The sequence below is a fragment of the Pseudomonas lundensis genome (genome assembly GCF_001042985.1).
In the GTDB taxonomy this organism is placed as follows: Bacteria; Pseudomonadota; Gammaproteobacteria; order Pseudomonadales; family Pseudomonadaceae; genus Aquipseudomonas; species Aquipseudomonas lundensis.
In genome coordinates this window covers 48527-64116 of the sequence record NZ_JYKY01000009.1, presented here as the reverse complement: position 1 = coordinate 64116, position 15590 = coordinate 48527, and the positions used below count along the sequence as shown (strand labels likewise).

Here is a 15590-nt window from a genome sequence, read left to right as displayed (position 1 = left end):
AAGGAAGTCGTCGTGCTAACGATCTACAACACGCTCACCAAGAGCAAAGAAGTCTTCAAGCCGCTGGACGGTAACAACGTGCGCATGTACGTGTGCGGCATGACGGTCTATGACTATTGCCATCTGGGTCATGGTCGCAGCATGGTTGCTTTCGACCTGATTACCCGCTGGTTGCGCTTCAGTGGGTATGACTTGACCTATGTACGCAACATTACGGATATCGACGACAAGATCATCAATCGCGCGGTCCAAAATAATGAGTCCTTCACTGCGTTGACCGAGCGCATGATCGCCGCGATGCATGAAGATGAAGCGCGGCTCAATATCCGCAAACCGGACATGGAGCCGCGTGCCACGGACCACATTGCTGGCATGCACGCGATGATCCAGACCTTGATAGACAAGGGGTTTGCTTACGCGCCGGGCAATGGTGACGTGTACTACCGCGTGGCCAAATTTATGGGCTACGGCAAGTTGTCGCGTAAAAAAATTGAAGACCTGCGTATCGGTGCGCGCATCGAAGTTGACGAAGCCAAGGACGATCCGCTGGATTTCGTGCTGTGGAAAGGCGTCAAGCCCGGCGAGCCTAGCTGGGAGTCGCCGTGGGGGCCGGGTCGCCCGGGGTGGCATATTGAATGTTCGGTCATGTCTACCTGCTGCCTGGGCGAGACGTTCGATATTCACGGTGGCGGCAGTGATCTTGAGTTTCCGCACCATGAAAACGAAATCGCCCAGAGTGAGGCGGCGACGGGCAAGACCTACGCCAATGCCTGGATGCACTGCGGGATGATTCGCATCAATGGCGAGAAGATGTCCAAATCCTTGAACAACTTCTTCACCATTCGCGACGTGCTGGAGAAATATCATCCGGAAGTGGTGCGCTATTTGTTGGTGTCCAGCCATTACCGCAGCTCGATCAACTATTCGGAAGACAACCTGAAGGACGCAAAAGCAGCGCTTGAACGTTTCTACCATGCGCTTAAAGGCTTGCCAAAGGCTGAGCCAGCGGGTGGTGAAGCGTTTGTAGAGCGTTTTACTCAGGTGATGAATGACGATTTCGGTACGCCGGAAGCGTGTGCGGTCTTGTTTGAGATGGTCCGTGAAATCAATCGCCTGCGTGAAACTGATCTTCAGGCGGCGGCTGGCTTGGCTGCTCGTCTCAAGCAGTTGGCGGATGTGCTGGGCGTTTTGCAGCTTGAGGCAGACGATTTCTTGCAGGCAGGCGCTGAAGGCAAGGTCGACGCTGCGCAGGTAGAAGCTCTGATCGCGGCGCGTTTGGCGGCACGTGCGGCAAAAGACTGGGCCGAATCCGATCGTATTCGTGATCAATTGACCGAAATGGGGATTGTGCTCGAAGACGGGAAGGGCGCAACCACTTGGCGTCTGGCTGACTAATTAATCGCCGTACCATCACAAGCCCGCTTCGTGCGGGCTTTTGTTTGTCTGGAGAGTTATCGCCAACAAAAACGGCACCCGAAGGTGCCGTTGGCCTCAATGGATTGAGCGCTTAGCCGTGCAACGTCTCGGCGGCATACAGCGTGTTCTCAAGCAGGCAGGCACGTGTCATCGGACCTACGCCGCCCGGAACGGGGGTGATCCAGCCTGCGCGGGGCAGGGCGGTCTCGTAAACCACGTCACCCACTAGCTTGCCATCCGCCTGACGGTTAATCCCGACGTCAATCACGATGGCGCCTTCCTTGATCCACTCACCTTTGACCAGGCCCGGTTTGCCAGCGGCCACCACCACGAGGTCGGCGCGGCCGACATGGCCAGCCAGATCTTTAGTGAAACGGTGGGTGACGGTCACGGTGCAGCCTGCCAGCAGCAACTCCATGGCCATTGGACGCCCCACAATGTTGGAGGCGCCTACGACGACGGCATCCATTCCGTACAGGTTTTGGCCTGTGCTTTCCAGCAGGGTCATGATGCCTTTGGGGGTGCAAGGGCGCAGGAGCGGGATCCGTTGTGCCAAGCGCCCGACGTTGTAGGGGTGGAAACCGTCTACGTCTTTGTCAGGGCGGATGCGCTCCAACAGTTTGGAGGCGTCCAAATGCTCTGGCAGCGGTAATTGCAGCAGAATGCCGTCGATGTTCGCATCGTCATTGAGGCGGTCGATCAAGTCGGTCAGGTCTTGCTGTTTGGTATCGGAAGGCAAGTCATAGGCTTGTGAAAGAAAGCCTACCTCTTCGCAGTCTTTACGCTTGTGCGAAACATAAACCTGGGAGGCAGGATCGCTGCCGACCAGAATCACTGCCAGACCAGGAGTGCGCAGGCCTTGCTCGTGACGCTCGGCAACACGTTTGGCAATCTGCTGGCGCAGGCTGGCGGCGATCGCTTTGCCGTCGATTAGTTGTGCAGTCATTACGCGTGATTAACCATCGAAAAGGGTGGAAAAAGGGCGTGCATTCTCGCATGCCATGGCGTGAGGGCAAAGGCGCTTGGTCTGCTTAATCCCCTAACCCCTTTATATTTCTGAACTTTTTTTAAAAAAGAGTTGACGACCTACCGATTCACCTATAACATTCGTCGCACTTGTCGGGCACAGCCTAGCACTGGTTAAGAAGGTAGAGCGAAGTTGATGTCTAGCTTGGTGATACTGAAAGCACTTAGTTTGTAGTCGTCACAGAGTACAGATTAATAAGGCGCCCGTAGCTCAGCTGGATAGAGCATCCGCCTTCTAAGCGGATGGTCGCAGGTTCGAGTCCTGCCGGGTGCGCCATTAGGCAGCTTTGGCACAAGTAGGCAGTACAGGCAATATGGTGGGCGTAGCTCAGTTGGTAGAGCACGGGATTGTGACTCCCGTTGTCGAGGGTTCGATTCCCTTCGTCCACCCCATATTTAGAAAGACGCCAGATTAATAATCTGGCGTCTTTGCTTCAAAAGTTTGAAAAGCGGATGTGGTGGAATTGGTAGACACACTGGATTTAGGTTCCAGCGCCGCAAGGTGTGAGAGTTCGAGTCTCTCCGTCCGCACCAAATTAGTGGCTCGTCCACTTGCTGAAAAAGGCGCAGCACCTGAAAAGGGCTGCGCCTTTTTCGTTTTGGCGTTTTTAAATGTTCAAGCGCCATTGATCGTGCAAAAGAGGCGGGTTGTCGAGTCAGGCATTTCTGCTTTTCCTCTTTAGCTGGGCCTTTTTGGTGGGCGTTTATGGCCGAGAGTCGCCTTCTATATAGGAAGGTTCTGATTCGGTCTTTATGGTTATAGGTTGTGTCTCCGGGAGTGAGCGAATGAATGCTGCTCCTTATTAATGCGTGTGCTGTTTCCGGGTACGAATGCGGTAGGGTGACTTCTTGAGTTTGACCTACTAGAATGCATGCCCTTGATTATGGGGTCGGAAACGGCCGGCTAACGTCTGTGCAACGAGGAATATCCATGCAAGTTTCTGTTGAAAATACTTCCGCTCTTGAGCGTCGCATGACCATTGGCGTGCCAGCTGAGCGTATTGAGGCTGAAGTCAACAAGCGTCTGCAACAGACTGCCCAAAAGGCCAAGATCCCGGGCTTCCGTCCAGGCAAAGTGCCAATGAGCGTGATCCGCCAGCGTTACGAAGCTGATGCGCGTCAAGAAGCGCTGGGCAACATCATTCAGGCTTCCTTCTACGAAGCAGTGGTTGAGCAAAAACTCAACCCGGCAGGTCAGCCATCTGTAGAACCTAAAGTGTTCGAAAAAGGCAAAGATCTGGAATACATCGCCACTTTCGAAGTGTTCCCTGAATTCGAAGTGACGGGTCTGGACACTATTGCCGTTGAGCGTCTGAGCGCTGAAGTGGCTGATGCTGACCTGGACAAGATGCTGGAAGTACTGCGCAAGCAGAACACTCGTTTTGAAGTCACTGAGCGTGCTGCTCAGAACGAAGATCAGCTGAATATCGACTTCGTTGGCAAGGTTGACGGTGAAGTGTTTGCGGGCGGGTCGGCGCAAGGTACTCAGTTGGTTCTGGGTTCGGGCCGCATGATTCCTGGTTTTGAAGAAGGTCTGGTAGGCGCCAAGGCGGGCGAAGAGCGCGTTCTGACCCTGACATTCCCTGAGGATTATCAGAATCTTGATCTGGCAGGCAAAACTGCCGAGTTCACCGTGACGGTTAATACCGTTTCTGAGCCAAAGCTGCCTGAATTGAACGAAGAATTCTTCGCTCAGTTCGGTATCAAAGAGACTGGCCTTGAAGGTTTCCGCGCCGAAGTTCGTAAGAACATGGAGCGTGAATTGCGTCAGGCGATCAAGTCCAAGGTTAAAAATCAGGTGATGGAAGGCCTGCTGGCTGCCAACCCGATTGAAGTGCCTAAGGCGCTGTTGTCGAGCGAAGTTGACCGTCTGCGCGTTCAGGCTGTTCAGCAGTTCGGCGGCAACATCAAGCCGGATCAACTGCCAGCCGAGCTGTTTGAAGAGCAAGCCAAGCGTCGCGTTGTGCTGGGTCTGATCGTGGCTGAGGTGGTCAAGCAGTTCGACCTGAAGCCAGACGAAGATCGCGTTCGTGAAATGATTCAGGAAATGGCTTCTGCTTACCAAGAGCCGGAGCAGGTTGTAGCCTGGTACTACAAAAATGACCAGCAATTGAACGAAGTCCGTTCGGTTGTGCTGGAAGAACAAGTTGTGGATACTGTTCTGCAGAAGGCTAAGGTGACCGATAAGTCGGTCTCTTACGAAGAAGCTGTCAAGCCGGTGGAAGCTCCACAAGCCGACTGATTTCAGATTCGTTTGAAAACACAACCATAAGCCAGCCTCGTGCTGGCTTATGCGTATTCAAGACAGAACTATTTGGGAGTGACTGCAGGACATGTCCCGCAATTCTTATATGCAGCAGAACTCTGACATTCAAGCCGCTGGCGGCTTGGTCCCGATGGTTGTTGAGCAGTCCGCCCGTGGCGAGCGCGCCTATGACATCTATTCGCGCCTGTTGAAGGAACGGATCATCTTCCTGGTGGGCCCTGTAGAAGACTACATGGCTAACCTGGTCGCGGCGCAGTTGCTCTTCCTTGAAGCCGAAAACCCGGACAAGGACATCCATCTTTACATTAACTCCCCTGGTGGCTCAGTAACGGCAGGCATGTCGATCTACGACACCATGCAGTTCATCAAGCCGGACGTCTCGACCATCTGTATTGGTCAGGCCTGCAGCATGGGTGCATTCCTGTTGGCTGGCGGTGCGCCGGGCAAGCGTCATTGCCTGCCAAACTCGCGGATGATGATTCACCAGCCACTGGGCGGTTTCCAGGGGCAGGCGTCGGATATCGATATTCACGCCAAGGAAATCCTCAACATCCGTCATCGTTTGAACTCGCTGTTGGCGCATCACACCGGTCAAACCCTCGAAACCATCGAGCGTGACACGGAGCGTGACAACTTCATGAGTGCCGAGCGTGCAGCCGAATATGGCTTGATCGACTCTGTGTTCAGCAAGCGTCAAATGCCCGCTTAAGCAGCTCAAATGTAGGTGGTTGGTTTATCCGGCCACCTGTGGGCTTGAAAAAGCCTGCAGTTGCCTTCATCTTGTGTTGCAAGCCTATCGGATTTGGATCGATCGAATGACTGACACCCGCAACGGCGAGGACAACGGCAAATTGCTCTATTGCTCCTTCTGTGGCAAAAGCCAGCATGAAGTGCGCAAATTGATTGCCGGCCCCTCGGTCTTTATCTGCGACGAATGCGTCGACCTGTGCAATGACATCATCCGTGAGGAGGTGCAGGAAGCCCAGGCCGAGAGCAGTGCGCATAAATTACCATCGCCAAAAGAAATCAGCGGCATCCTTGATCAGTATGTAATTGGTCAGGAACGTGCCAAAAAGGTTTTGGCTGTAGCGGTTTATAACCACTACAAGCGCCTTAACCAGCGTGACAAAAAGAACGACGACGTCGAACTGGGCAAGAGTAATATCCTGCTTATCGGTCCTACTGGCTCGGGTAAAACCCTGCTGGCAGAGACCTTGGCTCGTTTGCTGAATGTGCCATTCACAATTGCCGACGCAACCACGCTGACTGAGGCGGGTTACGTGGGTGAAGATGTTGAAAATATCATTCAGAAGCTGTTGCAGAAGTGCGACTACGATGTAGAGAAAGCTCAGATGGGCATCGTCTACATTGATGAGATCGACAAGATTTCACGCAAATCTGACAACCCGTCCATCACCCGGGATGTTTCCGGTGAAGGTGTGCAGCAAGCTCTGTTGAAGCTGATTGAAGGCACCGTGGCTTCCGTTCCGCCTCAAGGTGGGCGCAAGCATCCTCAGCAAGAGTTTTTACAGGTTGATACCCGTAATATTCTCTTCATTTGCGGTGGTGCTTTCTCCGGCCTCGAAAAGGTCGTTCAGGCTCGCTCAACCCGTGGCGGTATTGGCTTCAGTGCTGAGGTTCGCAGCAAGGAAGAGGGCAAGAAGGTAGGTGAATCCCTGCGTGAGGTCGAACCTGACGATTTGGTCAAGTTTGGTCTGATTCCGGAATTCGTAGGCCGTCTCCCTGTACTGGCGACATTGGATGAGCTGGATGAGGCTGCATTGATGCAGATTCTCACCGAGCCTAAAAATGCGCTGACCAAGCAGTACGGCAAGCTGTTCGAAATGGAAGGTGTAGACCTTGAGTTTCGTGCGGATGCGCTGAAAGCTGTGGCCAAGCGTGCTCTGGAACGTAAAACAGGTGCTCGCGGCCTGCGTTCCATTCTCGAAGGCGTGCTGCTCGACACCATGTATGAAATCCCCTCGCAGTCCGAGGTGAGTAAAGTGGTGATCGATGAAAGCGTTATCGAAGGCAAGTCCAAGCCATTGTTGATTTACGAAAACAACGATGCGACTGCCAAGGCTGCGCCAGACGCGTAAATGTGTAGCTCTTTGTTACATGGTGCGTGTTTAACAAAGGGGCCTTCGGGCCCCTTTGTTTTTACTGCCTATCAACGCTTGTTTTTTTTAGAGACAGCCCCCATCTTGGCTTCAAGCTTACTTCCATCTGATTACGGCCGTATGGCCGCCGTAGAGGCGAAATCATGAAGACAACCATCGAATTGCCTCTCCTGCCGTTGCGTGATGTCGTTGTGTATCCGCACATGGTGATCCCACTGTTCGTGGGACGCGAGAAGTCGATCGAGGCCCTCGAGGCTGCGATGACGGGCGACAAGCAAATCCTGCTGTTGGCTCAAAAAAATCCTGCTGACGATGATCCCACTGCCGACGCACTTTATGGCGTGGGCACTATCGCCACTGTTTTGCAGTTGCTGAAACTGCCAGACGGTACCGTCAAGGTGCTGGTCGAGGGTGAGCAGCGTGGCGCTGTTGAAAAATTTGGCCAGGCGGATGGCTACCTGAGCGCCGAAGTTTCCTTGATCGAAGAAGCGGCTGCGCCTGAGCGCGAGTCCGAAGTATTTGTACGCAGCCTGCTCTCGCAGTTTGAGCAGTATGTGCAGTTGGGCAAAAAAGTACCGGCTGAGGTGTTGTCTTCGCTTAACAGCATTGATGAGCCAAGCCGACTGGTCGATACCATGGCTGCCCATATGGCACTCAAGATCGAACAGAAGCAGGAAATACTCGAAATCATCGATCTGCAAACCCGGGTGGAGCACGTGCTCGCGCTGCTGGACGCCGAAATCGATCTACTGCAAGTTGAAAAGCGCATTCGCGGCCGCGTCAAAAAGCAGATGGAACGCAGTCAGCGCGAGTACTACCTGAATGAGCAGATGAAGGCCATTCAGAAAGAGCTGGGTGATGGTGACGAAGGTCACAACGAAATTGAAGAACTGAAAAAGCGCATCGATGCAGCCGGCCTTCCAAAAGATGCCATGGCCAAAGCGCAGGCTGAGCTTAACAAGCTCAAGCAGATGTCGCCCATGTCGGCCGAAGCGACGGTCGTACGCTCCTATATCGACTGGCTGGTCCAGGTGCCCTGGAAAGCACAGAGCAAGGTGCGTCTGGACCTCAAGCGCGCTGAAGACATCCTTGATGCCGACCATTACGGTCTGGAGGAAGTTAAAGAGCGGATTCTTGAATATCTCGCTGTGCAAAAGCGGGTGAAGAAAATCCGTGGACCGGTGCTGTGCCTGGTCGGGCCTCCGGGGGTCGGTAAAACCTCGCTTGCCGAGTCGATCGCCCATGCAACCAATCGTAAATTCGTGCGAATGGCGTTGGGCGGTGTCCGTGACGAGGCTGAAATTCGGGGTCATCGCCGGACTTATATCGGTTCGATGCCAGGCCGATTGATTCAAAAAATGACCAAGGTGGGCGTACGTAACCCGCTGTTTCTGCTCGATGAAATCGACAAAATGGGCAGCGACATGCGTGGTGATCCCGCGTCAGCGTTGCTCGAAGTGCTCGATCCTGAGCAAAACCATAACTTCAACGATCATTACCTCGAGGTTGATTACGACCTGTCCGATGTGATGTTCCTGTGCACCTCTAACTCCATGAGCATTCCGCCAGCGTTGCTGGACCGGATGGAGGTGATTCGTCTGCCGGGTTACACCGAAGACGAAAAAATCAACATTGCTGTCAAATACCTGGCACCCAAGCAAATCGAGGCGAATGGCCTTAAAAAAGGCGAATTGGCATTCGACAACGAAGCCATTCGCGACATCATTCGTTACTACACCCGTGAAGCCGGTGTACGAGGGCTTGAGCGTCAAATTGCCAAGATCTGCCGTAAAGCCGTCAAAGAGCATGCGTTGGAAAAACGCTTCTCTGTGGTGGTGACGTCTGATTTGCTCGAGCACTTTTTAGGTGTAAGAAAATTCAGTTATGGCTTGGCTGAACAGCAAGATCAGATTGGTCAGGTAACCGGTCTGGCCTGGACTCAGGTGGGCGGCGAGCTGTTGACGATTGAAGCCGCAGTCGTGCCTGGCAAAGGTCAACTGATCAAGACCGGCTCGCTGGGCGATGTCATGGTCGAGTCGATCACGGCAGCCCTGACGGTTGTGCGCAGTCGCGCTAAAAGTCTGGGTATCCCGTTGGATTTTCACGAGAAACGCGATATTCACATCCACATGCCTGAAGGCGCTACGCCCAAGGACGGCCCGAGCGCGGGTGTCGGAATGTGCACCGCTTTGGTCTCCGCGCTGACGTTGATTCCCGTGCGGGCCGATGTTGCGATGACCGGCGAAATTACACTGCGTGGTCAGGTATTGGCCATCGGGGGCTTGAAGGAAAAACTATTGGCTGCTCACCGTGGTGGGATCAAGACAGTAATTATTCCTGAAGAAAATGTCCGTGATCTGAAGGAAATCCCTGACAACATCAAACAGGATCTTCAAATCAAACCGGTTAAATGGATTGACGAAGTCCTGCAAATTGCGCTGCAATACGCGCCGGAGCCCTTGCCGGACGAGGCTCCCGAGATTGTCGCCAAGGAAGACAAACGAGAGTCTGACTCTAAGGAAAGAATTAGCACGCATTAATACGGATTCGCCTGAGGGGCTTTCTTGACGCTTTTTAGAGCCCTTGTTATAAAGCGGCTCTATAAGTGTCCGTAAGTGCTTCAGCAGTCGTTTTGCTTTGACCAAAAAACTTTAGAAACATACTCAGATAGATATAAGGGGACTTAGAGTGAACAAGTCGGAACTGATTGATGCTATCGCTGCATCTGCTGATATCCCGAAAGCTGCCGCCGGCCGTGCGCTGGACGCAGTAATCGAATCCGTCACTGGCGCTCTTAAGGCTGGCGACTCTGTGGTACTGGTTGGCTTTGGTACTTTTTCTGTAACCGATCGTCCTGCTCGTACTGGTCGTAACCCACAGACCGGTAAAACGCTGGAAATTCCTGCTGCTAAAAAGCCAGGTTTCAAAGCCGGTAAAGCGCTGAAAGAAGCCGTTAACTGAGTTTCTGCTACACCTTTTACCCAACCGGGTCAGGCGCACGCCAGGCTTGGCAGCGGAGCGGTAGTGCGGTCGATGGCTATATCGATCTGTTACGCCGGGGGTCGCGGGTTCGAGCCCGGTCCGCTCCGCCAGTTACGAGAAGGCGCATCCTCGGATGCGCCTTTCTTCTATCCGGACTCTACCCACGCTCCACGGTTGTTCATTAAGCAAGACCGTTTCTGGGGGAAGCATGCTGCAAAATATCAGGGACAATTCACAAGGCTGGATTGCCAAGACCATCATCGGTGTCATCGTCGCGTTAATGGCGTTGACCGGTTTCGATGCCATTTTTCAAGCCACTTCGACCAGCAAGGATGCAGCCAAGGTAAACGGTGAAGAAATCACTCAAACCGAGTTGAGCCAGGCCGTCGACATGCAACGTCGTCAGCTGATGCAGCAACTGGGCAAGGATTTCGATGCCTCGCTTCTGGACGAGAAAATGCTGCGTGAGTCGGCCCTCAAAGGGTTGATCGACCGCAAGCTGTTGCTGCAAGGTGCCAACCAGTCCAAGTTCTCTTTCTCTGAGGCCGCGCTGGACCAAGTGATTCTGCAAACGCCAGAGTTCCAGGTGGATGGCAAGTTCAGTCCCGAGCGTTTCGATCAGGTCATCCGCCAGTTGGGCTACGGCCGTCTGCAATTTCGTGACATGTTGGCTGAAGAAATGCTGATTGGTCAGCTGCGCGCCGGTTTGGCAGGCAGTGGTTTCGTTACCGATGAGCAAGTCAACGCCTTCGCCCGTCTTGAAAAACAGACCCGCGATTTCGACTCGCTGAACATCAAGGCCGATCCTGCTGCGGTGAAATTGAGCGATGACGAGATCAAGGCCTACTACGACGAGCACGCCAAAGAGTTCATGACCCCTGATCAGGTTGTGATCGATTACATCGAATTGAAGAAGTCTTCTTTCTTTGATCAGGTGGCGGTCAAGGATGACGAGCTTCAGGCGCTTTATCAGAAAGAAATCGCCAATTTGGCTGAACAGCGTCGTGGCGCGCACATCCTGATTGAAGTGAACGACAAAGTCAGCGACGAGCAAGCCAAGGCCAAAATCGCCGAGATTCAACAACGTCTGGCCAAGGGCGAAAGTTTCGAGGCATTGGCCAAGGAGTTCTCTCAGGATCCAGGTTCGGCGGCTAACGGCGGTGATCTTGGTTTCGCAGGCCCGGGTGTTTACGACCCGGTGTTTGAGACAGCCCTGTATGCGCTGAACAAAGACCAGGTGTCCGAGCCGGTTCGCACGAGCTTTGGCTACCACTTGATCAAACTGTTGGGTGTGGAAGCGCCTGAGGTGCCGACCTTTGCCAGCCTCAAAGACAAACTGACGCGTGACCTGAAAACACAACAGGTCGAGCAGCGCTTTGTCGATGCTAGCAAGCAGCTTGAAGATTCGGCATTTGAAGCCTCTGATCTGGCGCAGCCAGCCCAGGAGCTGAAGTTGACCGTTCACACCTCTGCACCGTTTGGTCGTGAAGGTGGAGAAGGGGTTGCCGCCAACCGCGCTGTGGTTCAGGCCGCATTCAGCACTGAAGTGATGGATGAGGGGGCGAACAGCTCTGCCATTGAGCTTGATCCTGAGACCGTGGTCGTATTGCGCGTCAAGGAGCACCGCAAGCCGGAGCAATTGCCGCTGGAAGCGGTCGCGCCAAGCATTCGTGCGCAATTGGTTAAAGAGCACGCCAGTGCTGCGGCTAAAACCCGGGCTGAGGACATCATTAAAGGTCTGCGCGATGGCAAGTTGCCGTTGAATCAGCCGGTTGATGGTCATGCCTGGAAGGTTGAGCAAGGGGTGGCACGAGGTCAGGACGGTATCGATCCGGCTGTCTTGCAAGCCGTATTCCGCATGCCCAAGCCAGCCTCCAAGGACAAGCCGACGTTCAGCAGCGTTACCCTGGCGGATGGCAGTGTTGTTGTGCTGCGGTTGAATGCCGTCAATGACGGTGCCCAGCCGACAGCAGAAGAGAAAGCTACGTATCGTCGCGTTCTCGCCTCGCGTGCCGGTCAGCAGGACTTCTCTGCTTTCCGCAAGCAGTTGGAAAACGAGGCCAAGGTCGAACGCTACTAAGCCGTGAGATCAAGCGTTTAGCCTCAACCAAAATGGCCGCTCATGGAGCGGCCATTTTTTTTGCTTGGGAAACGGGCCAGTAGCTCCCTCGCGATTAGGGTACGCAGAGGGAATGCGGTCCTCGCGTGATCAGGGGGCTGGCCGTGTAGCGGCGCATGCGACGAGGGAAGAGCAGGAGGAGCGCCGACCTTAAACGCAAAACGCCCGATGCAGTGGCTGCACCGGGCGTTTTCAAGGCAGCGACAGCGAAGAGTTACTCTTCGATGTTGCCCATTGCGGTGGTGTTGAAGCCGCCGTCAACGTACATGATTTCACCGCTGATGCCCGACGCCAGGTCAGAGCACAGGAAGGCGCCGGCATTACCGACTTCATCAATGGTCACGTTGCGACGCAGAGGCGTTTGCGCTTCGTTGGCTGCCAGCATTTTACGGAAATTCTTGATGCCCGACGCGGCCAACGTGCGGATCGGGCCTGCCGATACACAGTTAACGCGCGTACCTTCCGGGCCCAGGCTGCCAGCAAGATAGCGTACGCCCGCTTCCAGGCTGGCTTTTGCCATGCCCATCACGTTGTAGTTGGGCATGGTGCGCTCTGCGCCCAGGTACGACAGGGTCAGCAGGCTGCCATTACGGCCTTTCATCATCGGGCGGCCAGCCTTGGCCAGGGCCACGAAGCTGTAGGCGCTGATGTCGTGGGCAATGCGGAAACCTTCACGGGTGGTGGCGTCGGTGAAGTCGCCATCCAGTTGGTCGCCCGGAGCGAAGCCCACGGAGTGAACGATGCAGTCCAGACCGTCCCACTTCTTGCTCAGGTCTTCGAAGACCTTGGCAATTTCTTCATCGCTGGCAACGTCGCAAGGGAAGCACAGTTCAGGGCTGGAGCCCCAACCTGCGGCGAACTCTTCAACGCGGCCTTTCAGCTTTTCGTTCTGATAAGTGAAAGCAAGTTCAGCGCCTTCACGGTGCATGGCGGCAGCAATGCCAGAAGCGATGGACAATTTGCTAGCGACACCGACGATCAGGACGCGCTTACCGGCGAGAAAACCCATGTGTTGTTCCTCTATCAGATTAATCGACAGCCACTGGTGCCAAAAAGGCGGCTTCCAGCAACTGCTGTGTATATGGATGTTGCGGCGAGGCAAAAATGGAATACGCCTCACCTTGTTCGACCACTTGGCCTTGCTTGACCACCATCAATTGGTGGCTCAGCGCTTTGACTACCGCCAAATCATGGCTGATAAACAAATACGTCAGGTTGTACTTGGCTTGCAGAGCACGCAAGAGCTCGACGACCTGGCGTTGTACCGTTCTGTCCAACGCAGAGGTTGGCTCGTCCAGCAAAATCAACGCTGGCTTCAACACTAACGCGCGGGCAATGGCGATTCTCTGCCGCTGTCCACCTGAAAACTCGTGAGGGTAACGGTGCCGGGTTTCAGGATCCAGACCTACTTCACGCAACGCCTCAATAATGGCGGCTTCTTGCTCTTGAGCGGTGCCCATGCCGTGAATGCGTAAACCTTCACCGACAATTTCGCTGACGCTCATGCGCGGGCTGAGGCTGCCATACGGGTCCTGAAACACCACCTGCATCTGGCGTCGCAACGGTCTGACGTCTTTCTGCGACAGGCAGTCTAGCTGCTTGTCCCCAAAATGAATCGCGCCGCGACTGGCAATCAGCCGCAAAATCGCCAGCCCCAACGTCGATTTGCCCGATCCGCTTTCCCCCACAATGCCCAGCGTTTGACCACGGGGCAGGCTGAAGTTAATGCCATCGACTGCTTTTACGTAATCAACGGTTTTGCGCAACAGCCCTTTTTTGATCGCAAACCAGACTCTCAGGTCCTCGACCTTCAGCAGCGGCGGGCCTGCGACGGTATCCGCTGGGCCTCCGCTGGGTTCTGCACCGAGCAGTTCCCGGGTGTAAGGATGTTGCGGCGAACGGAACAGCTGTTCGCACGATGTTTGTTCGACGATGCAACCGCGCTGCATGACACATACTCTGTGAGCAATTCGTCGAACCAGGTTCAAATCGTGACTGATCAGTAACAGCGACATGCCCAGCCGGGCCTGCAAATCTTTGAGCAAATCGAGGATTTTGAGCTGTACCGTGACGTCCAGCGCCGTCGTGGGTTCGTCGGCAATCAACAACTCAGGCTCATTGGCCAGGGCCATGGCAATCATGACACGCTGTCTCTGGCCGCCGGAGAGCTCGTGTGGCAAGGCCTTTAGCCGTTTGCGGGGCTCTGGGATGCCTACGAGGTCCAGCAGCTCCAGCGTCCGCTCAGTGGCTGCCTTGCCCGTTAACCCTTTGTGCAGCCCCAGCACTTCATTGATCTGCTTTTCAATGCTGTGCAAGGGGTTGAGTGACGTCATCGGCTCTTGAAAAATCATGGCGATGCGGTTGCCGCGGATGTGCCGCAGTTTTTTCTCGTCCAGCGTCAGTAAATCCTGCCCCGCATAGGTGATGCTGCCGCCGGGGTGGCGGGCGATGGGGTAGGGCAGCAGCCTCAGGATCGAGTGGGCCGTGACAGATTTGCCTGAGCCGCTTTCGCCCACCAGTGCCAGGGTTTCGCCACGTTTGATGTCAAAGCTCACGCCTTGCACCACACGCTGCGGTTGCTCCCCGGCCACGAATTCGACGCAGAGATCGCGCACTTCGATCAGATTGTCCTGCGTCATTTCATTTCCTCGGGTCGAAGGCATCGCGAGCGGACTCACCGATGAACACCAGCAAGCTGAGCATGATTGCCAGCACGGCGAACGCGCTCATGCCCAGCCACGGCGCTTGCAGGTTGGATTTACCCTGGGCGACCAGCTCGCCCAGAGAGGGCGCTCCCGGCGGCAGGCCGAAGCCCAGAAAGTCCAGCGCAGTCAGGGTGCCGATCGCACCGGTCAGAATGAACGGCATGAACGTCATGGTCGACACCATGGCGTTAGGCAAAATGTGCCGGTACATGATGGCCATATCCTGCATGCCCAGGGCACGGGCGGCCCGAACGTACTCCAGGTTGCGACCCCGCAGGAATTCGGCCCGCACGACATCCACCAGGCTCATCCACGAAAACAGCAACATGATGCCCAGCAGCCACCAGAAGTTGGGCTGCACAAAACTGGCGAGGATGATCAGCAGGTACAGCACTGGCAATCCGGACCAGATCTCCAGAAAGCGCTGACCTGCCAGGTCGACCCAGCCTCCGTAGAAGCCCTGCAGCGCACCGGCAATCACACCGATGATGGAACTCAAGATCGTCAGGGTCAGGGCGAACAGCACCGAAATCCGGAAGCCGTAAATCACCCGCGCCAGCACGTCGCGCCCCTGGTCATCGGTGCCGAGCCAGTTTTCGGCTGAAGGCGGTGCGGGAGCCGGGACTTTCAGGTCGTAGTTGATGCTCTGATAGCTATACGGAATGGGTGGCCACAGCACCCAGGCATCTTTTTTGGCCAATAGTTCGCGGATGTAAGGGCTCTTGTAATTGGCCTCCAGCGGGAACTCACCGCCAAAGTCGGTCTCGGGGTAGCGTTTGAGGGCAGGAAAGTACAGCTCGCCGTCGTAGCGGATGACCAGCGGTTTGTCGTTGGCGATCAACTCGGCGCCGAGGCTGAGCGTGAACAGCACCAAAAAAATCCACAGTGACCACCAGCCGCGTTTATTCGCTTTGAACCGTGCGAATCGTCGCTTGTTAAGGGGCGATAACGTCATC

At 54.9% G+C, this 15590-nt stretch carries 11 protein-coding genes and 3 tRNA genes; 10 read left to right on the top strand and 4 right to left on the bottom strand.

The features are described from left to right. The first annotated feature begins 12 nt into the window (after positions 1 to 12). Positions 13 to 1395, top strand: coding sequence for a cysteine--tRNA ligase (cysS, locus tag TU74_RS09600; RefSeq protein ID WP_047277963.1), 1383 nt, complete (start codon positions 13 to 15; stop codon positions 1393 to 1395). Positions 1396 to 1507: 112 nt separating this feature from the next. Here the strand turns inward: cysS and folD are convergent, their stop codons facing one another. Next, positions 1508 to 2362: a bifunctional methylenetetrahydrofolate dehydrogenase/methenyltetrahydrofolate cyclohydrolase FolD gene (gene folD / locus TU74_RS09595; protein ID WP_047276671.1), complete on the bottom strand. Its 855-nt coding sequence runs from the start codon at positions 2360 to 2362 to the stop codon at positions 1508 to 1510. A gap of 280 nt (positions 2363 to 2642) precedes the next feature. Here folD and TU74_RS09590 point away from each other — a divergent pair. The 9 genes from TU74_RS09590 to TU74_RS09550 all read left to right on the top strand — a co-directional run bounded on the left by TU74_RS09590 (position 2643) and on the right by TU74_RS09550 (position 11890). Then, a tRNA-Arg gene (locus TU74_RS09590) sits at positions 2643 to 2719 on the top strand. 40 nt (positions 2720 to 2759) lie between these two features. Next, positions 2760 to 2835: transfer RNA gene (locus tag TU74_RS09585), tRNA-His, on the top strand. Between the two features lie 56 nt (positions 2836 to 2891). Then, positions 2892 to 2976, top strand: a tRNA-Leu gene (locus tag TU74_RS09580). Positions 2977 to 3373: 397 nt separating this feature from the next. Beyond that, entirely contained in the window at positions 3374 to 4684 is a 1311-nt protein-coding gene (gene tig / locus TU74_RS09575) for a trigger factor (RefSeq protein WP_047277961.1), read from the top strand. Between the two features lie 91 nt (positions 4685 to 4775). Next, entirely contained in the window at positions 4776 to 5417 is a 642-nt protein-coding gene (gene clpP / locus TU74_RS09570; protein ID WP_047276599.1) for an ATP-dependent Clp endopeptidase proteolytic subunit ClpP, read from the top strand. 106 nt (positions 5418 to 5523) lie between these two features. Continuing rightward, positions 5524 to 6807, top strand: coding sequence for an ATP-dependent Clp protease ATP-binding subunit ClpX (clpX, locus tag TU74_RS09565; RefSeq protein ID WP_047276597.1), 1284 nt, complete (start codon positions 5524 to 5526; stop codon positions 6805 to 6807). A 164-nt stretch (positions 6808 to 6971) separates the two neighbouring features. Beyond that, entirely contained in the window at positions 6972 to 9368 is a 2397-nt protein-coding gene (gene lon, locus TU74_RS09560) for an endopeptidase La (protein WP_048376251.1), read from the top strand. Positions 9369 to 9516: 148 nt separating this feature from the next. Beyond that, on the top strand, positions 9517 to 9789 hold the full coding sequence (locus TU74_RS09555; RefSeq protein ID WP_003183171.1) for an HU family DNA-binding protein: 273 nt from the start codon (positions 9517 to 9519) through the stop codon (positions 9787 to 9789). A 229-nt stretch (positions 9790 to 10018) separates the two neighbouring features. After that, entirely contained in the window at positions 10019 to 11890 is a 1872-nt protein-coding gene (locus TU74_RS09550) for a SurA N-terminal domain-containing protein (protein ID WP_047282921.1), read from the top strand. A 253-nt stretch (positions 11891 to 12143) separates the two neighbouring features. On the opposite strand, the gene fabI is transcribed toward TU74_RS09550, so the two are convergent. Genes fabI through TU74_RS09535 form a run of 3 tightly spaced genes read right to left on the bottom strand, consistent with a single transcriptional unit; the run spans position 12144 to position 15589 of the window. After that, positions 12144 to 12938 (bottom strand): enoyl-ACP reductase FabI, encoded by a 795-nt coding sequence (gene fabI / locus TU74_RS09545; RefSeq protein WP_047276587.1) that lies wholly within the window; start codon positions 12936 to 12938, stop codon positions 12144 to 12146. Positions 12939 to 12957: 19 nt separating this feature from the next. Then, positions 12958 to 14568: an ABC transporter ATP-binding protein gene (locus TU74_RS09540; RefSeq protein WP_048376250.1), complete on the bottom strand. Its 1611-nt coding sequence runs from the start codon at positions 14566 to 14568 to the stop codon at positions 12958 to 12960. Between the two features lies 1 nt (position 14569). Next, complete coding sequence (locus TU74_RS09535; RefSeq protein WP_047276583.1) at positions 14570 to 15589, bottom strand: ABC transporter permease; 1020 nt, start codon at positions 15587 to 15589, stop codon at positions 14570 to 14572. Between the last annotated feature and the right edge of the window lies 1 nt (position 15590).